General features: G+C 61.8%; 21 protein-coding genes and 3 tRNA genes. 9 read left to right on the top strand and 15 right to left on the bottom strand.

All coding sequences use genetic code 11. The features are described from left to right. Positions 1 to 132 precede the first annotated feature (132 nt). Positions 133 to 450, bottom strand: coding sequence for a hypothetical protein (locus B4F51_RS09525; protein ID WP_296225000.1), 318 nt, complete (start codon positions 448 to 450; stop codon positions 133 to 135). Positions 451 to 885: 435 nt separating this feature from the next. Here B4F51_RS09525 and B4F51_RS09520 point away from each other — a divergent pair, with 435 nt between their 5' ends. The 5 genes from B4F51_RS09520 (at position 886) to B4F51_RS09500 (ending at position 6,290) form a co-directional block, all read left to right on the top strand. Next, positions 886 to 1,554: a LuxR C-terminal-related transcriptional regulator gene (locus tag B4F51_RS09520; RefSeq protein ID WP_296224999.1), complete on the top strand. Its 669-nt coding sequence runs from the start codon at positions 886 to 888 to the stop codon at positions 1,552 to 1,554. 54 nt (positions 1,555 to 1,608) lie between these two features. After that, positions 1,609 to 2,460: a zinc-dependent peptidase gene (locus B4F51_RS09515; RefSeq protein ID WP_296224998.1), complete on the top strand. Its 852-nt coding sequence runs from the start codon at positions 1,609 to 1,611 to the stop codon at positions 2,458 to 2,460. Between the two features lie 256 nt (positions 2,461 to 2,716). Continuing rightward, positions 2,717 to 2,977: a type B 50S ribosomal protein L31 gene (locus B4F51_RS09510; protein WP_296224997.1), complete on the top strand. Its 261-nt coding sequence runs from the start codon at positions 2,717 to 2,719 to the stop codon at positions 2,975 to 2,977. A gap of 169 nt (positions 2,978 to 3,146) precedes the next feature. Next, positions 3,147 to 4,937, top strand: coding sequence for an ArnT family glycosyltransferase (locus B4F51_RS09505; protein ID WP_296224995.1), 1,791 nt, complete (start codon positions 3,147 to 3,149; stop codon positions 4,935 to 4,937). A gap of 6 nt (positions 4,938 to 4,943) precedes the next feature. Next, complete coding sequence (locus B4F51_RS09500) at positions 4,944 to 6,290, top strand: MATE family efflux transporter (RefSeq protein WP_296224993.1); 1,347 nt, start codon at positions 4,944 to 4,946, stop codon at positions 6,288 to 6,290. A 99-nt stretch (positions 6,291 to 6,389) separates the two neighbouring features. Here B4F51_RS09500 and B4F51_RS09495 read toward each other — a convergent pair. The 4 genes from B4F51_RS09495 to gltX all read right to left on the bottom strand — a co-directional run bounded on the left by B4F51_RS09495 (position 6,390) and on the right by gltX (position 8,314). Further along, positions 6,390 to 6,466, bottom strand: a tRNA-Asp gene (locus tag B4F51_RS09495). A 65-nt stretch (positions 6,467 to 6,531) separates the two neighbouring features. Then, a tRNA-Glu gene (locus B4F51_RS09490) sits at positions 6,532 to 6,607 on the bottom strand. A 119-nt stretch (positions 6,608 to 6,726) separates the two neighbouring features. Continuing rightward, positions 6,727 to 6,802 (bottom strand) — tRNA-Ala (locus B4F51_RS09485). A gap of 114 nt (positions 6,803 to 6,916) precedes the next feature. Then, positions 6,917 to 8,314, bottom strand: coding sequence for a glutamate--tRNA ligase (gene gltX, locus B4F51_RS09480; RefSeq protein WP_296224991.1), 1,398 nt, complete (start codon positions 8,312 to 8,314; stop codon positions 6,917 to 6,919). Between the two features lie 170 nt (positions 8,315 to 8,484). Here gltX and B4F51_RS09475 point away from each other — a divergent pair, with 170 nt between their 5' ends. Further along, positions 8,485 to 9,444 carry a patatin-like phospholipase family protein gene (locus B4F51_RS09475; RefSeq protein WP_296224989.1) on the top strand — a complete coding sequence of 320 codons (960 nt, stop codon included), beginning with the start codon at positions 8,485 to 8,487 and terminating at the stop codon, positions 9,442 to 9,444. Between the two features lie 63 nt (positions 9,445 to 9,507). Here B4F51_RS09475 and B4F51_RS09470 read toward each other — a convergent pair whose 3' ends face one another. From B4F51_RS09470 to B4F51_RS09450, 5 genes are all read right to left on the bottom strand, one after another. Next, positions 9,508 to 10,155: a C40 family peptidase gene (locus tag B4F51_RS09470; RefSeq protein ID WP_296224987.1), complete on the bottom strand. Its 648-nt coding sequence runs from the start codon at positions 10,153 to 10,155 to the stop codon at positions 9,508 to 9,510. 243 nt (positions 10,156 to 10,398) lie between these two features. Continuing rightward, the gene (locus B4F51_RS09465) at positions 10,399 to 12,054 is read right to left on the bottom strand and encodes an ABC transporter ATP-binding protein (protein ID WP_296224985.1); all 1,656 of its coding nucleotides are present in this window, start codon (positions 12,052 to 12,054) and stop codon (positions 10,399 to 10,401) included. After that, positions 12,051 to 13,175 (bottom strand): ABC transporter permease, encoded by a 1,125-nt coding sequence (locus tag B4F51_RS09460; protein ID WP_296224984.1) that lies wholly within the window; start codon positions 13,173 to 13,175, stop codon positions 12,051 to 12,053. The genes B4F51_RS09465 and B4F51_RS09460 overlap by 4 nt, the downstream gene beginning before the upstream one ends. Before the next feature lie 15 nt (positions 13,176 to 13,190). Further along, positions 13,191 to 14,243, bottom strand: a complete 1,053-nt coding sequence (locus B4F51_RS09455; protein ID WP_296224983.1) for a microcin C ABC transporter permease YejB — start codon at positions 14,241 to 14,243, stop codon at positions 13,191 to 13,193. A gap of 16 nt (positions 14,244 to 14,259) precedes the next feature. Continuing rightward, positions 14,260 to 16,146: an extracellular solute-binding protein gene (locus tag B4F51_RS09450; protein ID WP_296224982.1), complete on the bottom strand. Its 1,887-nt coding sequence runs from the start codon at positions 16,144 to 16,146 to the stop codon at positions 14,260 to 14,262. Between the two features lie 296 nt (positions 16,147 to 16,442). Between B4F51_RS09450 and fabI the strand changes: the two genes are divergently transcribed. Then, the gene (gene fabI / locus B4F51_RS09445; RefSeq protein ID WP_296224981.1) at positions 16,443 to 17,237 is read left to right on the top strand and encodes an enoyl-ACP reductase FabI; all 795 of its coding nucleotides are present in this window, start codon (positions 16,443 to 16,445) and stop codon (positions 17,235 to 17,237) included. A gap of 351 nt (positions 17,238 to 17,588) precedes the next feature. Further along, a complete protein-coding gene (locus B4F51_RS09440) occupies positions 17,589 to 18,779 on the top strand; it encodes a tyrosine-type recombinase/integrase (RefSeq protein ID WP_296224980.1) in 1,191 nt (396 codons plus the stop codon). Positions 18,780 to 18,815: 36 nt separating this feature from the next. Here the strand turns inward: B4F51_RS09440 and B4F51_RS09435 are convergent, their stop codons facing one another. Both B4F51_RS09435 and B4F51_RS09430 read right to left on the bottom strand, forming a co-directional pair. Next, positions 18,816 to 19,016, bottom strand: coding sequence for a hypothetical protein (locus tag B4F51_RS09435; RefSeq protein WP_296224979.1), 201 nt, complete (start codon positions 19,014 to 19,016; stop codon positions 18,816 to 18,818). Positions 19,017 to 19,063: 47 nt separating this feature from the next. After that, positions 19,064 to 19,399, bottom strand: coding sequence for a hypothetical protein (locus B4F51_RS09430; RefSeq protein ID WP_296224978.1), 336 nt, complete (start codon positions 19,397 to 19,399; stop codon positions 19,064 to 19,066). Here B4F51_RS09430 and B4F51_RS09425 point away from each other — a divergent pair. Beyond that, positions 19,388 to 19,525, top strand: coding sequence for a hypothetical protein (locus B4F51_RS09425; RefSeq protein ID WP_296224977.1), 138 nt, complete (start codon positions 19,388 to 19,390; stop codon positions 19,523 to 19,525). The two genes, B4F51_RS09430 and B4F51_RS09425, sit on opposite strands and share 12 nt — an antisense overlap. A 23-nt stretch (positions 19,526 to 19,548) precedes the next feature. On the opposite strand, the gene B4F51_RS09420 is transcribed toward B4F51_RS09425, so the two are convergent. From B4F51_RS09420 to tssJ, 3 genes are all read right to left on the bottom strand, one after another. Further along, the gene (locus B4F51_RS09420) at positions 19,549 to 20,340 is read right to left on the bottom strand and encodes a hypothetical protein (protein WP_296224976.1); all 792 of its coding nucleotides are present in this window, start codon (positions 20,338 to 20,340) and stop codon (positions 19,549 to 19,551) included. Positions 20,341 to 20,492: 152 nt separating this feature from the next. Then, positions 20,493 to 20,822, bottom strand: coding sequence for a hypothetical protein (locus B4F51_RS09415; protein ID WP_296224975.1), 330 nt, complete (start codon positions 20,820 to 20,822; stop codon positions 20,493 to 20,495). 52 nt (positions 20,823 to 20,874) lie between these two features. Continuing rightward, positions 20,875 to 21,405 (bottom strand): type VI secretion system lipoprotein TssJ, encoded by a 531-nt coding sequence (gene tssJ, locus B4F51_RS09410; protein WP_296224974.1) that lies wholly within the window; start codon positions 21,403 to 21,405, stop codon positions 20,875 to 20,877. Positions 21,406 to 21,408 lie beyond the last annotated feature (3 nt).

Below are 21,408 nucleotides of genomic sequence, written 5' to 3'. Positions count from 1 at the left end.
GCCCGCCGGGGGACGGAGCACAAAACCTTGAGTGAGCAGCCTCGCCGCAGCCCGTCTTTCTTTTCATGTTGCGACAACGCTACACCAGCGGCACGCGTCGACGACTCGCTGCGCTTTGCTGGCGCTTCACCCCTAGCCGGTATCACGCGCATAGCACCCCCCCCACTTCTTGGGGGGTTGCGCCACTCCCCTCGCCGTTGGATTGTTAAACCACGCATGCGACGCACTCAGTTCGCCGTCAGAGAGCATTGACACGACGGGACCGATGGATGGATCGAATGCGCGGGTGGGATAAGGACCGATGGCGGTTCGCACCGACAACGTATCGGTGGAAACGCCTCGATAGGCGATGCGCAGCGTGAGTTGACGCTGCGCGATGATGTCGCCGTCTTCTGCGAGCGCCGGAACCATGACGACCATGGCCGCAAGACTCGCGACCATTCCGGTCATATCGATCGTCCACTTGAACGGCAAACATCGAGCGCGGCGCGGCGCTGGCATTGGCATGGCTCACCCCTCCCCGGGATGCGGTAGAGCGACATTCATGCCATGACGATTAAAGCCTTGTTTTTACGGAATATTCATTACGTGGAAAACGACTGGCCCCGAAATTGCGTGCGTGTTTGTGTCATGGCTGAAATAGCCATCCCCCAAAACCGCTGCACGCGGGCCGGACAGCTTCCTATGGGCGAATTGCGCGCCCTGGCAAACACTGGACTACAGTAGCCAGGATGCGGCAGCGAGGAGTCCCGAAGCATGGCCGTGGCGTCTGTCATTTTCGTGATACGCCACTAAAATGATTCGGAACGGGGGTCTGCTCCGGCCTGTTTCTCGCTTGGGGCGACGAAAGATGTTCGCAAGATCGGTAACAGGTCGGGAACAACAATGAACACGGTTTTGATCGAAGCCCATCCGTTGGTGCGCACGGGCATCGCGCACCTGCTTCGGACGCTCAAGGGCGTCACCGGTGTCACAGTCGTCGAACCAGACGAGGGCATGTTCGACGCCATCGAAGCCAATGCCGAAGCCGGCCTTCTGGTGATCGGCCTGCCTCTCCCCAACCTGGACGAGCTCTCCGCAATCGGCGAGATCATGCACCGGCCGCACTCGCGCCACGTGGTCGTGCTGGCGGAGTCCGAATCCCCCGACATCATCCGCACGCTCATGCAGATGGGCTTGTCGGGCTATACGCTCAAGCACTCGCCAGGCGAGGTCATCGCGGCCTCGCTGGAACTCGTGCTGGTGGGCGGGCAGTACATCCCGGCCAGCGCCCTGCTGCCGGAATCGCGCTTGGACGGTGCGCCCAACCCAGCGCTGGCCGGCGATCCTCAAACCGATCCCAAGCTGCTCGGCATCACGCCGCGCCAGTACGAAATCCTGGTGCTGCTCTCGCGTGGGCACCCTGTCAAGACGATCAGCCGCATGCTGAATATCTCCGAGGCCACGGCCAAGGCGCATATCAGCACGCTGTACCGGCGCCTGAAGGTACGCAGCCGCACCGAGGCTGTGTACGTCGCCAACCAGCGCGGCGCGCGGCTGCTGTCGGTAGCCTAATCGCCGTCGCCTGAACGCGAGCGGAAGCGAGGAAGCGCCCGATATACTGGACGCATGCTTTCGTCCGTCTTCCGCTGGTTCTCCGGCCGTGCGCGCTCGCGGCGCCTGGCGCGCTATGCCATCTCCGATGCGCTCTGGTCGCGCACGCTTGCCGGCCTGCCCTTCTTGCTGGACTGGCCCGAAGCCGACCTCGCGCAGTTGCGTGAAACCGCCACGCTCTTCATTGCGGAAAAGGAATTCACCACCACACACGACCTGCCGCTTACCGACGAAATGGTGATCAGCATCGCCGTGCAGGCCAGCGTGCCGATCCTGGAACTGGGCATCGCGTGGTATCGCGGCTGGCACGGCGTGGTCATCTACCCCGGTGAATTCGTCATCCGCAAGGAGGTCATGGACGAAGACGGCGTCGTGCACAACGTGCGCGAAGAAGCCGCGGGCGAGGCATGGGAACACGGCCCGGTCATCCTCTCCTGGCAGGACATCGAACTCGGCGGCGCCCTGGCCGAACCTGGGGTGCAGCCTTACAACGTGGTCATGCACGAGTTCGCGCACAAGCTCGACATGCTCAACGGCGAATCCGACGGTATTCCGGCGTTCTCATCGCACCTGCATGCAGACGTCGATCGCGAACAATGGGCCGACCATCTCTACGCCGAGTACGACGTCTTCGCCAATCGCTGCGAGCAGATTCCCGAGCGCCGCTGGGACGCCGATCCGATCCTCTCGCTGCTCGATCCGTACGGCGCGCAGCATCCGGCCGAGTTCTTTGCGGTAGCCTCCGAAGTGTTCTTCGTCGAACCGGCCGCGCTACGCGAGACCTTACCCGCCCTCTACGCCCTGCTGCAGGCCTTCTATCTGCAGGACCCGGCCAGGCGCGCTGCCACCGCCGACATGCGGATGTGATCGCCTCACGTTGCGCCGGGGCGACATGGCTCCAGGGCATCAACACACTCCGCCCCAGAAAGCGCCAAAAATGCGATACATCGTGCACATTTACGGGCAACAGCCTCTCTGCATTTTGTATCCTCGCGTTGCCCAAGCCCTTGTTTCTCTGGCATAATCGCCGTTTCTCCACCCGGCAAGTGATTCGACGGCTGGACGCACGGTATCCTTACCTGTTGCTCGCCGCGGATTGGCTACCTCAACCCCAGGGCCCATCATGAAAGAAGGCATTCACCCGAATTACCGTGAAGTCGTGTTCCAGGACATGTCCAGCGACTTCAAGTTCGTCACCCGCTCGACGATCCAGACCAAGGAAACGATCACGCTAGACGGCAAGGAATATCCGCTGGCCAAAATCGAAGTCTCGGCCGAATCGCACCCGTTCTACACGGGTCAGCAGAAGGTTCTGGACACGGCCGGCCGCGTCGAGAAGTTCCGCCAGAAGTTCGGCAGCAAGGCAGGCAAGGCTGCCAAGTAATGCCGGCGCCGGAGACGGCTCACCGCATGACCCGTCTCTCTGGTCCGAAAAAGGCAGCTCCGGCTGCCTTTTTTATTTCCTGGCGCCGGGGCGGCATTTGGCACCCGCCTCTCTTACGATCGGCACGCTGTCGTGCAACCCTGACCGGGTTCGCCTGGTCTGATACCCGATGAACACCACCCGCGTCTCGCGCATCCGCCTGACTGCTGCTGCCACCCGAGAGCTGCCGCGCTGGCTGCTGCTCGCCATCTGCGTGATCTACGGCCTGTCGGGCCTGTTCTCGCGCGACCCGTGGAAGAACGAAGACGCCGCCGGCTTCGGCGCGATGTGGACGCTGGCCACTGGCAACGCGCAAGACTGGCTGATGCCGAATATCGTCGGGCGCCCGTTCGTGCAGGCGGGTCCGCTGGTGTTCTGGATCGGCGGGGCATTCATCCGCGTGTTTGGCGAGTGGCTGGGCCCGTCGGATGCGTCTCGTCTGGCCACCGCCCTCTTCTTCTTCGCGACCTGTGCCGGCATCTGGTACGGTGCCTACCAGCTCGGCCGCCGCGCCGAAGTCCAGCCGTTTGAATTCGTCTTTGGCGGCCAGCCGAACGCGCGCGACTACGGCCGCACGCTGGCCGATGGCGCACTGCTGATCTTCCTCGCCTGTGTGGGCCTGGCGCAACGTGGACATGAAACCACGCCGCTGGTTGGCTCACTGTGCTTCGTGGCGGTCACGGTCTACGGGTTGATCCGCGCGCTGGACAAGCCCGTGCGCGGCAGCCTCATCTATGGCCTCGGCATCGGCTGCCTGTCGCTCGCGGGCGGGCCGATCCTGCCGCTCGTCATCATGGTTGCCGTGCTGATCACGGCGCAGACCACGCGCGTGCTGCAGGTGCGCCCGCTGCTGACGGTGGCCCTGCCAGTCGCACTCGCACTCGGTGTGTCATGGCCGATCATGGCCTACCTGCTGGCCGCCAGTCCGACCGACGCTGTCACATTCATTCGTGAATGGGCGCGCTTCGATCGCCACCAATACGCCGGCCCGACCGCGCATTCGCTCGGCTTCGTCGCGCGCAACCTGCTGCTGTTCGCCTGGCCCGTGTGGCCGCTGGCCGCCTGGGCATGGAAGAGCTGGGGTGGCATGCGTACCGCCCCACATATCGCACTGCCCCTGGTCGTGCTGGTGCCGCAGGTGCTCCTGTTACTGCTGCAGCCGCAACCCAGCGACGACAGTTTCCTGCTGCTGATCCCACCGATGGCCGTGATGGCCACGTTTGCCCTGCCCACGCTCAAGCGTGGTGCAATCAGTGCCATCGATTGGTTCGCGCTACTAGCCTTCACCATCCTGGGCGGCACGGTGTGGTTGCTGTGGATCGCCAAGATGACCGGCTTTCCGCCCCAACTCGCCCGCAACGTGTTCCGCATCGTGCCGGGCTACCGCCCCGAGTTCAGTTGGACTGCGCTGGCCTGCGCGCTGCTGGTGACGGCGGCCTGGGTGCTCATCGTAGTGTGGCGCACGTCGCGCGCGCCCAAGGCCATCTGGCGCGCGGTGGTGATCTCGGCGGCCGGCACCACGTTGATGTGGGTGTTAATGATGACGCTGTGGCTGCCCACCATCAACTACGCCAAGACTTACCGCGATGTCGCACAGTCGGCCGCTCTCGCGCTGCCGAGCACCTACACGTGCGTGCAGCCGATCCGCATGGGCGATGCGCAGCTTGCCTCCTTCGCCTACTTCGGCCACATCCGCTTCGGCAGCCCCGAAGACAACTGCGACATCCTGCTGCGCCACGACCCATACGACTACGGCGCGCCCTCGAGCATCTCGAATTACGAGTGGCGCCTGATCTGGGAAGGCCGACGCCCCGCCGACCGTGACGAGCACTTCCGCATGTACCGCCTGACCGAGGCCGCCGCCGTCACGCATCCGCCACCGGCCCCGGCAACCACGCGCCGGCGCAAGCTGCGTCAGTAACGCCTCATGTTCGTCGCCGACGTCCGCCGCATTGCCGCGCTCGCGTGGCCGGTGCTGATCGGCCAATTGGCCGTGATCGCCTTTGGCGTACTCGACACGGCGATGGCCGGGCGCGCATCAGCGGCAGACTTGGCCGCCATCGGACTGGGCGGATCAATCTATGTGACGGTCTACATCAGCCTGATGGGCGTCCTGCAGGCGCTCTCGCCGATCGCCGGGCAACTCTATGGCGCGCAGAAGTACGGTGAGATCGGCGAGGAAGTCCGCCAGGCCATCTGGCTGGGTCTGGTGCTTGCGGCTATCGGCATGGTCATCCTCTGGTTTCCTGCCCCACTGCTGCGTCTGGCAGACGCGACCCCGGAGTTGACCGAGAAAGCGACGGCCTACCTGCGCTATGAAGCCCTCGCCCTGCCCGCGGCACTCGGCTTCCGCATCTACTCGGCGCTGAACAACGCGTTGTCCCGTCCGGTGATGGTGACGGTGCTACAACTGGCGGGACTCGTTCTCAAGTTTCCGCTCAACGCGCTGTTCCTCTACGGCGGCATAGGCATCCCGGCGATGGGCGGCCCCGGCTGCGCGCTCGCCTCGATGATCATCAGTTGGATATGGTTTGTCGCGGGCGCAGCCATCCTCATGCGCAACCCGGCCTATGCGCCATTCTCGATCTTCACGCAATACTCGCCGCCAAACCGCGCTCGGCTGTGGGCGCTGATTCGCCTGGGCGTGCCGATGGGCTTCACCTATCTGATCGAGATCACCTCGTTCACGCTGATGGCAATCTTCATCGCGCGGCTAGGGACGGTCGTGCTGGCCGGACACCAGATCGCAGCCAACCTGGGCGCGGTGGCGTACATGGTGCCGCTGTCACTGTCGATTGCTACGTCGACGCTCGCAGCGCAATCGATTGGCGCGCGCGATCGTGTGGCGGCCCGCCGCATCGCCTTGAATGGCATCAAGCTGGCGGTGATCTGCGCGACCATCGTCGGTGCGGCTGTACTCATTCTGCGCCAGGGCCTGGCCGGCCTTTACACGCGCGACGCAGCCGTCTTGGCGATTGCGGTGCCACTACTGCCCTTCATCGCGTTCTACCAGATGTTCGACGCGCTGCAGGTGATGGCGGCGTTCATCCTGCGGGCCTACAAGATCGCGCTCATCCCGACGGTCATCTACGCGCTCTCGCTGTGGGGCGTGGGCCTGGGCGGTGGCTATGTGCTCGGTTTTGGGGTTTTCAGGGACTTCGCCCTTGCGCTGCGCGGCGCAGCCGGCTTCTGGGCAGCAAACAGCGTGAGCCTGATGGTGGCGGGTGCACTGCTGGTCAGCTATTTCAACCGCATCAGCCGCGCGGTCGATTAAAGCAACGCCTTTAACGGCGGCTTTAAAGCGCAGTGCAATCATTCCGATTGAACCGGAAACACAAAAAGAAAAACCCGCTGCAAGCAGCGGGTTTTGATTTGGCGGAGTGGACGGGACTCGAACCCGCGACCCCCGGCGTGACAGGCCGGTATTCTAACCGACTGAACTACCACTCCGTGTCGGTTTGCTCAGCCAGCTAGAGACTGGCTTTGCGAGTGAGCTTCTGGTTAAGCTCTTGTTTTGGCGTCCCCTAGGGGATTCGAACCCCTGTACTCACCGTGAAAGGGTGATGTCCTAGGCCTCTAGACGAAGGGGACAGAAACTGTTTTGCAACGCTTTCTGTCTTACGCTGCGAAGTCCGCTACTATAACGAACTTCTCAGCGTTTTGGAAGTCTCTTTTCAAATTTATTCTTTGAATCGAATCTTCCGGCATTTTGGTGGAGCTAAGCGGGATCGAACCGCTGACCTCTTGCATGCCATGCAAGCGCTCTCCCAGCTGAGCTATAGCCCCAAGTTACTGCTTTTTACTGCGTTTTCGCTTCGTGTTGCAGCGAAAACAAGAGTATAGGGGAACTGTTTAGCGCTTGGCAATACCCTTTCGCGATTTTTTTTTGCGCCCCGTGCATCACGCGGCCAAACGGCGCAAAACGACATCGCGGCCGAACAATTCCAGCACGGCGTCGATCGACGGTGTCTGCAGTTGCCCAGCCACCAGCAGGCGGACCGGCATGGCCAGCTTGGGCATCTTCCAGCCGTGCGCGGCCAGCACTTCCTTGAAGGTGGCAGCGATCGCTTCACGCTTCCACTCGGGCAGCGCGCCCAGCTTTTCGGCCAGCGCTGCGATGCCCGGCCGCACGTCGTCGGTCAGGTGCTGCGCGGCAAGTTCCGGCTCGACAGCGAGGTCCGTGCGATAGAACAGCAGCGCGGTCTGCGCAACTTCGCGCAGCGTGTTGGCGCGATCCTTCACCAACGCAATCACGTCGGCCAGCACGGGCCCGCCATCAACCTTGCCGCCCAGCTCCTCGATGAATGGCTTCACCAGACCGGCCAAGCGTTCGTTGTCGGCCTGCTTGATGTAGTGGTTGTTCAGCCAGGCGAGCTTCTCGGGGTTGTACTGAGCGGGCGACTTGCCCAGGTGCTCGAGATCGAACCACTCGACGAACTGCTCGCACGAGAAGATCTCCGCGTCACCGTGCGCCCAGCCCAAGCGGGCAAGGTAGTTGACGATGGCCTCGGGCAGGTAGCCGGCATCGCGGTAGCCGGTCACGCTCATGGCGCCGTGGCGCTTGCTCATCTTCTCGCCCTGCTCGTTGAGCACGGTCGGCAGGTGAGCGTAGACCGGTGTGGTGCCGCCCAGCGCGCGCAGGATGTTGATCTGGCGCGGCGTGTTGTTGACGTGATCGTCACCGCGGATCACGTGGGTGATCTGCATGTCCATGTCGTCGACCACCACGCAGAAGTTGTAGGTGGGCGTGCCGTCCGGGCGGGCGATCACGAGGTCGTCCAGCTCATCGTTGGAGATCTCGATACGCCCCTTGACCGCATCGTCCCACACCACGCTGCCGCCGATGGGGTTCTTGAAGCGCATCACTGGCTGCACGCCGACCGGCGGCGTCGGCAGGACCTTGCCGGGCTCGGGGCGCCAAGTGCCGTCATAGCGAGGCTTCTCACCGCGCGCGCGTTGCGCTTCGCGCAGGGCGTCGAGTTCTTCGGTGCTCATGTAGCACGGGTAGACCAGCTCCTGCTGGACCATCTGCGCGATGACCTCGCGATAACGGTCCATGCGCTGCATTTGGTAGAACGGGCCTTCGTCGACATCCAGACCAAGCCAGTCCATTGCCTCCAGGATTACGTCGACAGCCTCCTGGCTGGAGCGCTCCACGTCGGTATCTTCAATGCGCAGGATGAAGTCACCCTTCATCTTGCGTGCAAAGGCCCACGGATAGAGTGCCGAGCGGATGTTGCCGAGGTGGATGAAACCGGTGGGGCTGGGAGCGAAACGAGTGCGAACGCGCTGGGTCATAGGAATGGCTGAACGAACAAGGCCGCGAAGGCGGCCTCTCAAAGCTGAAATTATAGCAACCGTGTCTCGCAGGCCTGACCGACCCGCGGCCGAACTTTGGCACAATGGCGAACGGCGCGCAGTGCAGCCTCAATGCGACTGCGCCGCACATTGAACCGCCCGACCTTCTCATGCAACGCCGCCTCTTTCTGGGCGCCACTGGCGCCGCCCTGCTCTCCGCCTGTACCGTGACGGGTTTTTCGTCCGGCAAGATCGAAACGCCTGCTACGCCGCCCACGGCAGTACTCCCTCCAACGGCCCAGCCGGCCACGCCGCCCGTGCGCGTTGGGCTGGCGCTTGGCGGCGGCGCCGCGCGCGGTTTCGCGCACATTGGCGTCATCAAGACGCTGGAGGCTCAAGGCATCCAGATCGACTTCATTACCGGCACGAGCGCCGGCAGCGTGGTGGCAGCCATCTATGCGTCGGGCATGTCCGGCCTGGAGATGAACCGCATGGCGCTCAAGATGGACGAGGCCATGATTGCCGACTGGGCGCTGCCGTTCGGCACGCGCTTCGGCGGCTGGATCAAGGGCGAAGCGCTGGAGAACTACATCAACCGCCTGGTCAAACATAAGAGTATCGAGCAGATGCGCATCCCGCTGGGCATCGTCGCGACGGACCTGGCCAGCGGTAAGCCGATCCTGTTCCGGCGCGGCAACACCGGTCAGGCGGTGCGTGCGTCGTCCAGCATTCCGGGGGTGTTCCAGCCGGTGACGATCAGCGGTCGCCAGTATGTGGATGGTGGCCTGGTGGCGCCGGTGCCCGTCAGCTACGCCAAGCAGATGGGTGCGACGTTCGTAATCGCGGTCAACATCTCGGCGGACCCGTCAAACCAATCTGTCTCGGGCCAGGCCAGCATGCTGTTGCAGACGACGGCCATCATGGGCCAGAGCATCAACAAGACGGAGTTGGCGCAAGCCGACGTGGTCATCACGCCGTCGCTGCCGTTCGTAAAGGGCAGCGACTTTACCGCGCGCAACGAGGCGATCCTGGCCGGCGAGCAGGCCGCCCAGGCCGCCATGCCACTGCTGCGCGAGAAACTTCGCCTGCCGCAGCAGACCACTGCTGCCTCGCCGCTGCCGGCTCACTGAAGCGGTGTTGGTGAACAACAAAAAAGACCGCCGCGGCGGTCTTTTTGTTTGGATACGCGCGAATCAACCGCCGTACAGTGCCAGCGGCTTGCCAGCGGCATTCGGATCAACGCGCTTGAGTTGCTCGACAAAATTGTCGGCACCGTCCTTGACCGGCGCGCCAGAGCTGTTCTCGATACGGCGTGCACCGTTGTAACGCGTCACCCAGTAGGAGGCGGTCATATCGTCCACGCGGATTTTGCTGCCGGTGGACGGCGCGTGCACGAACTTGTTGTCGCCGATGTAGATGCCGACGTGCGAGAACGTGTGGCGCATGGTGTTGAAGAACACCAGATCGCCGGGGCGCAGTTCGGCCATATCAACGCTGGTGCCGACGCGGCTCATTTCAACGGCGCGGCGCGGCAGCAGGAAACCGAAGGTGTCGTTGAAGACGTAGCGGACGAAACCGCTGCAATCGAGGCCCGATTCCGGCGTGTTGCCGCCGAAACGGTAGCGCAGGCCGATCATGCCCAGCGCGTTCATGACCACGTCGCCGGTCTTGCTCATCACGTTGGAGATGAGGCCGGGCTTGGCTTCCGGCTTGGCGTCAGCACGGACTTCCGTGTCCTTGAAGACCGTATCAGCCTGTACTGCATTCGACACGATCACGCCGCAGCCGATCACAACCCCTACCGCCAGGCGCGCCATGGAATGAAGTACGAAGTGCTGCATCGGTTCTCCCTCGGAAAATCCGGTAATGATCTGGCCAACATGCGTCGGCGCAAATGAGATCAGTCCGGATCCTATTCAAACAATCTCGCAGGATGATAAAAGTGACACTTTGACTTGTCAAAGGTCGTTACAAATTTCCCTAAATTCACATGTGAATCAGGTATTTAGACATGATTTTAGATGCGCACTCTTACCATGCAAGCCCATCGAACCTGCACTTTCTTGGGGCAGTGTCGACCAGTTTTACGGGTTATCCCTCGACGGGATGAGCGAAGCGGCGGCCATCAGCTTGCAGGTATAAGGGTGAGAGGGTGACGCCAACACCGCGTCTGTGTCGCCCTCTTCCACCACTTTTCCGTCTTTCATCACCACCACGCGATGTGACATTGCGCGGATGACGGCGAGGTCATGGCTGATGAATAGATACGACAGGTTGTATTTTTTCTGAAGGGCGGAGAGCAGCGACAACACCTGCTGCTGGATCGACACGTCGAGTGCCGAAGTCGGTTCATCAAGCACCAAGACCTGCGGCTTGAGGATCAGCACACGGGCAATGGCAATACGCTGGCGCTGCCCACCGGAAAATTCGTGCGGATAACGCCCCAGCGCCGTGCGGTCCAGGCCGACTTCGCGCAGCGCCTCAATCACACGGTGACGGCGCTCCGCCACATTCACGTGCGGCTGGTGCAGCGCCAGCCCCTCGCCGACGATCTCCTCGATCGTCATGCGCGGCGAGAGCGAGCCGTATGGGTCTTGGAACACCACCTGCATGCGCGCACGCACGGCGCGGCGTTCATCACGCGAAATGCGCAGCAGCGAGTTGCCGAGGAAGCGCAAGTCACCGCCTTTGGGCGTCTGGAGCCCGAGCAACGTCTGCGCGAGCGTGGTCTTGCCCGAGCCGGACTCACCAACGATGCCGAGCGTCTCACCCTCGCGCAATTGCAACGACACCGCATCGACAGCGGTAAACGGATCCGTGCGGAACCAACCTGCAAACCCTGGGCGATGCCGCTCATAGGTAACCGTCAGCCTGTCGGCCTCCAGCAGCACGGGCGCAAGCGGCACCAGCGGCAGCACGTCGCGTTGCGGACGGCTTTCCAGCAGGCGCACGGTGTAGGGATGCTGGGGTGCGGCGAACACATCGGCCGTGTTGCCGATTTCGACGAGCACGCCCCGCTCCATCACACCGATGCGTTCGGCAAAGGCGCGCACCATGTTCAGGTCGTGCGTGATCAACATGACGGCCATGCCGAACTCGGCCTGCAGCTCGCGGAGCAACTGCAGGATCTGCACGCGCACAGTCACGTCCAGCGCGGTGGTCGGCTCGTCGGCCAAGAGCAACTTGGGCGAGCAGGCCAGCGCCATGGCGATCATCGCGCGCTGGCGCTGACCACCCGAGAGCTGATGCGGAAAGGCGTCGAAACGGCGCGGCGCCTCGGCGATGCCGGTGCGTTCGAGCAACGCGATGGCCCGAGCCTTGGCCGCGCGCTTGTCCAGGCCTTCGTGCAACTCCAGCGTCTCGACGATCTGGTTGCCGATGGTATACAGCGGGTTGAGCGCCGTCATCGGCTCCTGGAACACCATGGCCACGTCGGCGCCGCGCAGGCCGCGCATCTCGCGCTCACTGGCAGCCAGCAGGTCGCGGCCCTCGAACAGGATGCGACCGCTGTAATGCGCGTCTGCCAGCAGCCGCATGATCGACAGCGCCGTGACAGACTTGCCGGAGCCCGACTCACCCACCAGCGCGAAGCGCTCGCCAGCGTGCAGGTCGAGCGAAAGGTGCTTGACGGCTTCGGTCGCCTCGCCATGCTCGGATTCGAAATGCACGCACAGATCGTCCAGCCGCAGCAGCGGGCCGTCGTACTTGGGTACAGAGGAACGCAGGTCGACGCGGGTCATTTCACCCCCGCCGGTTTCTGGCGCGCACGCAGTTGCGCGAACGACAGGCGTGTATCGAAGGCATCGCGCAACGCGTCACCCATGAAGGTCAGCAGCACAAGGGTCAGCACGAGCACCGCGAAAGTCGATAGCGAAATCCACCAGGCATCGAGATTGGCCTTGCCCTGAGACAGCAGCTCACCCAGGCTGGGGGTGGATGGCGGCACACCCAAGCCGAGGAAGTCGAGGCTGGTGAGCGCAAGGATGGCGGCGCTCATGCGGAACGGCAGGAAGGTGATGACCGGCGTCAGGCTGTTGGGCAGGATGTGCCGCCACATGATCTGCCAGCTCGACAGCCCCATCGCACGCGCCGATTTGACGTAGTCCAGCGAGCGGTTGCGGTAGAACTCGGCACGTACGTAGTCCGACAGCCCCATCCAACCGAACAGCGACAGCAGGATGATCAGCAACCCGAGGCTGGGCGTGAAGATCGACGCGAAAATGATCAGTAGGTAAAGCTCGGGCATCGAACTCCAGATCTCGATCAGCCGCTGCGACACCAGATCGAAGCGCCCGCCGAAGAAGCCCATCAGCGCACCGGTGAGAGTGCCGACCAGCACGCCGATCAGCGTGAGCGCCAACCCGAACAGCGCCGACACCCGGAAGCCGTACAGCAGCCGCGCGAACACATCACGGCCGCGATCATCGGTGCCGAGCCAATTCTCGGCCGAAGGCGGCGCCGGGTTGGGCTCCTTCGAAAAGTAGTTCAGCGTCTCGTACGAATACGGATTGGGCGGGTAGATCGCAAAGCTGCCCGGCTCCTTGAACTTGTCGCGGATGTACGGATCGAGGTAGTCCGTGGGCGTGGGGAAATCGCCGCCAAAGGCCGTCTCCGGATACGTCTTCACGATGGGGAAGTACCACGTGCCGTGGTACTTGACCACCAGCGGCCGGTCGTTGGAGATCAGCTCTCCGCCCAGGCTGAGCACGAACAGCGCGACGAAAATGATCAGGCTCCAGTAACCGAGCCGGTGCTGCTTGAACCGCCGCCAGGCGCGCTTGCCCGGCGACAGCGAGTGGCGAACCGCGTGCGGCGCCGCCACGTTGGACGGATGAACTGAAGTGCGGGAGTACTGGGTCATGGTTGCCGGCCCCGCCTATCGCCCGACCGAGCCGAAATGGATGCGCGGATCGACCAGCACATAGCACACGTCGGAAATCAACCGAGCAGCCAGGCCGATCAGCGTGAACAGATACAGCGTGCCGAGCACCACCGGATAGTCACGCCGCACCACCGCCTCATACGACAGCAGCCCCATGCCGTCGAGCGAGAACAGTTGCTCGATCAGCAGCGACCCCGTGAAGAACGCGCCGATGAACGCCGTGGGGAAACCTGTTACCAAGGGCAGCAACGCATTGCGGAAGATGTGCTTCCACAGCACGCGCCGCTCGGACAAGCCCTTGCTGCGTGCAGTCAGCACATACTGCTTGCGGATCTCTTCCAAGAACGCGTTTTTGGTCAGCATGGTGATCACGGCAAAGCTGCCCACCACCGACGCCATGACCGGCAGCGTGATGTGCCAGAGGTAATCGGTCACCTTGCCGAGCAGGCTCAACTGATCCCAGTTGTCAGAGGTGATGCCGCGAATCGGGAACCACTGGAAGAACGTCCCGCCACCAAACAACACCAGCAGCAACACGCCGAGCACGAAGCCCGGAATGGCATAGCCGACCAGCACAATGACGCTGGTCACCAGATCAAACCGGCTACCCGCCCGCACCGCTTTGGCAATGCCGAGTGGCACCGCTATCAGATATGTAAGAAAGAACGTCCACAGCCCGATCGAGATCGACACCGGCAACTTTGACTTGATCAGCTCCCACACGCTGCGGTGCTGGAAGTAGCTTTCCCCCAGGTCGAAGCGCGCAAAACGGCCCAGCATCAGGAAGTAGCGCTCAACCGGCCCCTTATCGAAGCCATAGAGCGCACGGATCTCCTTGATCTTCTCGGCATCCACCCCGCGCCGACCGCGATAATCGAAGGCGCCGCCGCCGCTGGCCTCGCTGCCACCGCCCCGCCCCTTCATCTCCATCATCATCTGCTCGACCGGCCCGCCAGGCACGAACTGGATCACCACGAAGGTGAGCGTGACCACACCGACGAGCGTGGGGATCAGGAGCAGCAGCCGTTTGATCAGGTAGGCGAACATGGTGTCACCGATGCGGTCATTGGGCGGTTTCCGGCTTGCGCCACCAGGCCGTCAGCACCCAGGCCTCGGCCGAGTAGTAGTACGGCAAGCGGTCCGGATACATCAGATTCTTGTTGTACGCCACGCGATGCGTGGCCGAGTACCAGTGCGGAATCACGTAGCAACCGTGCATCAGCACACGATCGAGCGCACGCGAGGCGACGATCAGTTCGTCGCGGTTGTCGGCACGCAGCACGTCGTCGATCAGCGCATCCACGGCCGGCGACTTCAAGCCGATCACGTTGTCCGAGCCTTGCTCATCGGCGGCGGCGGAACCGAAGCGGTCCTTCAGCTCGTTACCCGGGCTCTGCGAATCGGGAAAGCGCAGTGAAATCATGTCGAAATCGAACTCCTCCAGCCGCTTCTGGTAGAGCGCGAAATCTGTCATGCGCTGGTTGACTTCAATGCCAAGCTTCTCGAGATTGCGTGCGTAAGCCGCCATCACACGACTCATGGCACCGCCGTCATCGAGCATCTCGAAGACAAACGGCTCGCCCTTGACATTGCGCAGCGCACCGTCGGAATACGTCCAGCCAGCCTGGGCGAGCAGGCGCCGTGCCTGGCGCAGATTGTCGCGCAGCGAGCTGGGCGGGTCGGTGGAAGGCGGCGCGGGCAGCACGCCGAAGACTTCCGGATCGAGCTTGCTGCGCAACGGCTCCAGCAGCGCCAATTCGCCCTTGCCCGGCATGCCAGTAAGGGAATCCGACGCGGCCAGTTCGCTGTTGGCGAAGTAGCTGTCGAGCCGGCGATAGGCGCCGTAGAAGAGCTGGCGATTCAGCCACTCGAAATCCAGCGCCAGAGTGAGCGCCTTGCGTACACGCAGATCCCTGAACAGCGGCCGCCGCAAGTTCATCAGGAAGCCCTGCATGCCGGCGCCGTTGCGGTGCGGGAATTCGCTCTTGATCAGTTCGCCGCTGCGGAACTTCACGCCCACGTAGCTTTTTGCCCAGTTCTTGGCGCGGTACTCGACCATGGCGTCGTACTCGCCGGCCTTGAAGGCCTCCAGGCGCGCGGTCTCGTCCTTGTAGAGCTTGTACTGGATGCGCTCGAAATTGAACGAACCGCGCCGCACGTTCAGATCGCGCCCCCAGTAGTTCGGGTTGCGGCGGAAAGAGATGCCGCGCGAAGGGTCGTAGCGCTCGATCACATAAGGGCCGCTCGCGATCGGGTCCTGGAACGTCAGCTTGTCGAAGGCGACGTCCTTGCCTTCATCCGGATCCTCGGGCTTGCCGCTGCCCTTGCCCCACTTGGGCGAGAACACGGGCAAGCCGCCGACGATGAGCGGCAACTCCTTGTTGCGGCGCTTGAAGTCGTAGCGAATGGTGGCGGCGTCCACCACCGTCACCTTGGCCACGTCGGCAGTCATGCTGCGGTAGGCAGGGCTGGCACCCTTGCCCATCAGCATGTCGTAGGAGTACTTCACATCCGACGCGCGCACCGGATCACCGTTGGAGAACCGCGCGCGCGGGTTGATATGGAACGTCACCGAAAGCTCATCAGGCGCGACCGTCACGTCGTCGGCGAGCAGCCCATAGCCGCTGGCGGTTTCGTCCCAACTCGTGATGAGCAGACTTTCGAAGACGAGCTGATTCAGCCCCGGGGCAGACGTCCCTTTGATGGTGAACGGATTGAACTTGTCGAAGCTCGTACGCCGGTCGGGATTGCCCAGCAGCAGCATGCCGCCAATCGGCGCCTTCGGATTCAGGTACCCGAAGTTCGAGAAACCCGCCGGGTATTTGAGATCGCCATATTCGGCGTAACCATGCGCCGCCCAGGATGGTGCCGCGCAGGCGGCCGCCAGCAGGCAGGCCAGTGCCGCGAGGAGTCGCCTATGTGGCTTGTGTACCGCTGCAAGTACGCTCATTGCGCCCCTTGCCCCCGTTGTCCTTGCATGCGCTGATCCAAATCGATCACTGTCTGAAAACCTGTTTCAGACGATTCTAACGCCCTCTCAGGGCATTCCCGTCAATTCTGGCCCGGGGATCGTCCCGCATTGACAAGGCCAGCGTGGCACGTGCGGCAGCGCGCAAAAACAGAGATGCCCAGCGCTTTCCGGTATGATCGCGCCGACCCTATTCACCTCGCACCCAGAATACCGCCGCTGAGTGACCGCGATGGCATTCCGGGCGCGACGTTGCCCCACATTTGTACGGAGAAACCATGGGATTCCTGGCAGGCAAGCGCATTCTGATCACCGGCCTACTGTCCAACCGCTCGATCGCCTACGGCATCGCCAACGCCTGCAAGCGCGAAGGCGCCGAACTGGCATTCACCTACGTCGGCGAACGCTTCAAGGACCGCATCACCGAATTCGCCACCGAGTTCGACAGCAAGCTGGTATTCGACTGCGACGTCGGCAGCGATGAACAAATCGCCAAGGTGTTTGAAGACCTCGGCCAGCACTGGGGCCACTTCGACGGTCTGGTGCACTCGATCGGCTTTGCCCCGCGCGAAGCGATTGCCGGCGACTTCCTCGAAGGTCTGTCACGTGAGTCGTTCCGCATCGCGCACGACATCTCGTCGTACAGCTTTCCGGCGTTGGCCAAGGCTGCGCTACCGATGCTTTCACCCAATGCGTCGCTGCTCGCCCTGACCTACCTGGGCGCCGAGCGCGTGGTCCCGAACTACAACACGATGGGTTTGGCCAAGGCCTCGCTGGAAGCGAGCGTGCGTTACCTGGCCGGCGCACTGGGCCCGAAGGGCATCCGCGCCAACGGCATCTCGGCCGGCCCGATCAAGACGCTGGCCGCGTCGGGCATCAAGGATTTCGGCAAGCTGCTCAAATACATGGAAGACGTGGCCCCGCTGCGCCGTAACGTCACCATCGAAGAAGTCGGCAACGTGGCTGCCTTCCTGCTGTCGGATTTGGCGAGCGGCATGACCGGCGAGATCACCTACGTGGACTGCGGCTTCAACGTGACCGCAGGTGTGCCGGACGTCGTCGGCCAGGGCTGAAGCGTTGATGCACTAACGCGTGCGCGCGCCCTCTTCGGGTGGCGCACGCATGCAGAGCAGACAAAGAAAAAGCCCGCATGGCGCAAACCATGCGGGCTTTTTGACGTGCATTGCAATGCGAGCCGTCACGTCAACTCGACTCGCATCCGCCTGTTGGTTAGCGCTTCCCGCGAGAAGCTCCACAAACTGGCGGAGACGGAGACCGCCATATCCAGATCCATTGGATGCCAACCCGATCCAAATATTGCCTGACAATTCAATGGGTTGCATGATCCAAGCTTCCAATCTACGCTAGCAACTTCCAACGCCATCCAGCGTCTGCTGATGGGCCGTATGATGGGCTAGAAATCGATGCTAACCGACAAACAAGCAAGAGCACTCAGGCCGGACGACAAGCCGGTCTTCGATGGGAAGGTAACCGGGCTGCTGCTGTCGCCCACAAAATCCGGCTGCAAGTGGACGTTGCGCTTCACCAGTCCAGTGACGGGAAAACGCCGAGACGCCGGCCTTGGCACCTACCCTGAAACGTCGATTGCCGAAGCACGCGACAAAGCTCTCGCCATGCGCAAGCTCATCGACAACGGCCAAGATCCCATTGAACAGCGTAACCGCGAGCGCGAAGCAGTCGCTGTTGCTGATGCCGCCCTCACCTTCGAGAAAGCTGCCCGGCAGGTCCACGAAGACCTCAAACCGGGTTGGAAGAACGAGAAGCATGCCGCGCAGTGGATCACCACGCTCGAATCCTACGTCTTTCCCAAACTGGGGAAACGTAAGCTCGACGCGATCAGCCCGGCAGATTGTGCTGATGTGCTCCGTCCGATCTGGCTGACCAAGGCCGAAACCGCCAGCCGCACCCGGCAGCGGATGCACGCTGTTATGCAGTGGGCATGGGCTCATGGCCATATCACGGCGAATCCCGTTAGCGTCGTCGATCACCTTCTCCCCAAACAATCCGCTAAAGCGGAACATCAACCCGCTATACCCTGGCGGCAAGTCCCGGAGTTCGTCACCACACATCTCGCGGAATTCGGCATCGGTGACAGCACGCGCGCTGCCCTGTTGTTCCTGATCCTGACCGCAACCCGCAGTGGCGAAGTGCGCGGCGCAACGTGGAACGAATTCGACCTGCACGCACGCGTCTGGAATATCCCCGCTGCACGCATGAAGGCCAAGGAAGCGCATCGGGTTCCATTGTCGGAGAAGGCTCTGGCACTCATTAAGACGCTGCAGCAAAGCCAGTTGCACGACACCCTGGTCTTTCCGTCGCCAAGGGAAAAGGTATTGAGCGACATGACGCTTACTGCCTTACTCCGTCGGGTCAAGGCCGAGAGCGACACGCCTGGCCGGGTTGCTACAGCCCACGGTTTTCGGTCCAGTTTCCGCGATTGGGCAAGCGAAAACGGCTATGCACGGGATCTTGCCGAGCGTGCGCTTGCCCATACCGTCGCAAACAAGGTGGAAGCGGCCTACCACCGGACCGACTTGCTGGAGCAACGCCGTCCACTCATGGAAGCTTGGGCAGACCACGTGTACTCAGGCTGATACCACCGATCAAACATCGATGTCGGCCGCCGATCATCATTTGCCTGCTCGCCGCTCCACGGGCCATGTAACAAACGCGAAGACCCAGTACATGACGATGTTGATCGGCGGCACGAACATGAGCAAGCACAGCCAGCCGGAATATCCCGCTTTACGCAATATGCGGGCAGCAGGTACGAGGTAGATGATCGGCAACAGGATCAAAATCATCCAATGCCACACACTGAAACTTGCCATTTGTTCCTCCCGTGATTGCCTACCTGCCAGAGACATCGTCCGTGCAACTAGGCGACCTTCTTATGCATTCTGAGCGCGGCGGCGATTTTCTCGCTGTTCCGCCAATCGAAGAAAGGCTTCCAGACAATCAGCAAAAAACAGAAGCCGCCAACTCCAAGCCCGAATGCCGGCTGCATGCTTTGCAAGGCGTCTAGTACCACCCACGTTCCGGTCGCGGCGCTGACCAGCCCAGCAAGAATGAACCATGTAAGGGTAGCCGCCGGTGAGGCTCCTAGCTTCCATATCTCTCGCCCGTCGTGGTCAAAGCGCCATGCAATGAGCGTCTCCCACCGACCAGGAACACGCAGCATCGCTGTGATCCGCATGCCAGCGTGAACGTCCATACGTCCACGCAGCTCCTGACCCCGTCGCACCTGATTGCCACTTCGAAAGTTGAAGATGGTGAACGTGCCCTGCCGAGCACGATGCACGTGGCGGAGCTCGGTTACTTCGTCAAGCAGCAGCGTTAGGCACTCGAATGTTGGCTGCAAGGTCAAGGTTCTGCACGCCACAGATAGGAGTTCTCCACATCTGATCGCCAAGTTGCGCAAGTTTCTTCGGTTCCCAGGCGACTCTCGGTCTCATTGCGCCCTGTCGGTGACCAGGGAACATCTCGCTTTGACCCAATTTGCGCAAGCGTCCTTATGGCGACGACGCCGGAACTACTCCAACTCAACGGATTCGGAATCCCGGCACAGTGATCTTGCATCGGACCAGGTTCCCCCAGCATCTGCGGCAATGCTAGATTGATGGACACTGACGCCTCGTTCTTCAATGCATTGTCGGTTTTTTCGTAGTCTGGCAACGCTATCGCTGCTTTCTTGAGCGCTAGCTGTACGCTAGGTTGCTGCCATATGAACTTAAGAGGCAAAATCAACGATACCCCTTCCAGAGTAGCGCTGTGGTGACTGACCGGCAGTTTGAACATAAGGCGCACGGGTTCCTGTCCCGGTACGCTGAATACGACCTTGGGCTGTACCGTAACAGGGTGATCTTTCGGTATATCCTCCAAGTGCGGGGAGGGATAGCACGTCACTCCGGTCATGCATCGGGACATTTCGAGGACAGTCGTCAGCTTCCAATAATGGCCGACGATACTTGCGTGCTTGAGCATCTCGGCGAGCGCGACCTGATTGTCAGCGGGACTCGCGAACGGATATCGCAACGCACGAGCTTCAACAGTAAAAGTCACGGTTTCGTTCTCGCTCGCTCTTGTCGTTACCACGGCTAAAGGCAAAGTCGCCACAACTAAGCCGATCGACAAAAAAATGCTCCGGATATTCAATGCACAACTCCCAATACGCGTAGGTGTAAAGGATATCGCCGTACCGCATATCGGCGACCTGGACAAGACGCTGACCTGTTCTCACCCAAAGACGACAGCACGGGCAGTTGGCAAGGTCAAGACTCCTTCTGCTTTTGTGGGCGAGTCTCTACTCAAGACGAATCATCATCATCAGAGCCGGAGCCCATCAGCGAATCAAATATGGAGCCGAAGATTGCGTCGAACATTCCCTCGATCCAACCACCTCCAGAAGCGTTATCTGGTTCCGACTCAGCTCGCGATTCGCGAGTCGGTTCTGCAATATGGGATGGCACCGCCCGGCCTGCCGCTCGCTCAGCCACCGTGTTCGCAAGCCGTTCCTTGGTCGTCTTGGTCAGCAACGCCGCACGCTGCTCTGCTGTGCATCCGGACAGTTCTTGCGCTTCGCTCAATTGCACCGGTTCGTGCAGATCACGCGCCTCTTCCCCATCCATCTCGTTCATATTTGGTCGCAAGCTCTTCTTGGAAACCGCACTTCCGGGCCTCAAGCCGACATCAATGGGAAGCATTCGAAGGGAGTTCGCCGGCAACGGCCAGCCTCTGGTCGACCAGTTCAAGCTTCAGCGGTTTGTCCGCGTCGAGCTGTTTCTTCTCAATCACCATCTTCCAGTCATTGGTGTTGCCAGGATTGCGATAAAACGCAACGACCGCGACGAACTTCGTCTCCGGCTGCATCGGCTGCGCAAGGCTGGCGGACGCTCCCGGGCTCAACGTGGCCGCCATGCTAGCCTGCAGGTCCTGCGCGAGCACGGTCCGGTCGTTCTTGAGCAGGTCGTCGTAGGAGGCGCTGTCCAACAGCTTGCGGTCCTTGAGTTGGTAGACGCGCACAGCCACCGAAGTCGCCCGCCCTGCCTCGTCCGGATTCAGCGCACGGCGCGCAGCAAGATCGACGTTCAAGACCTTGATCTGCTTGTAGAACACCGCCTGATACGCACCCACCGAGGCGTCGGACACAGCCTGCCAGGCCCCGCAGCCGGACAGCAATAGAACAAGTGCAACCGTGGAAGTGGTGAAACGGAAGGTCATTGC

It is taken from the genome of Ralstonia sp. UBA689 (genome assembly GCF_002298975.1).
In the GTDB taxonomy this organism is placed as follows: domain Bacteria; phylum Pseudomonadota; class Gammaproteobacteria; order Burkholderiales; family Burkholderiaceae; genus Ralstonia.
The sequence above is the reverse complement of the archived record's forward strand: the minus strand, read 5'-3'. Positions and strand labels throughout refer to the sequence as shown.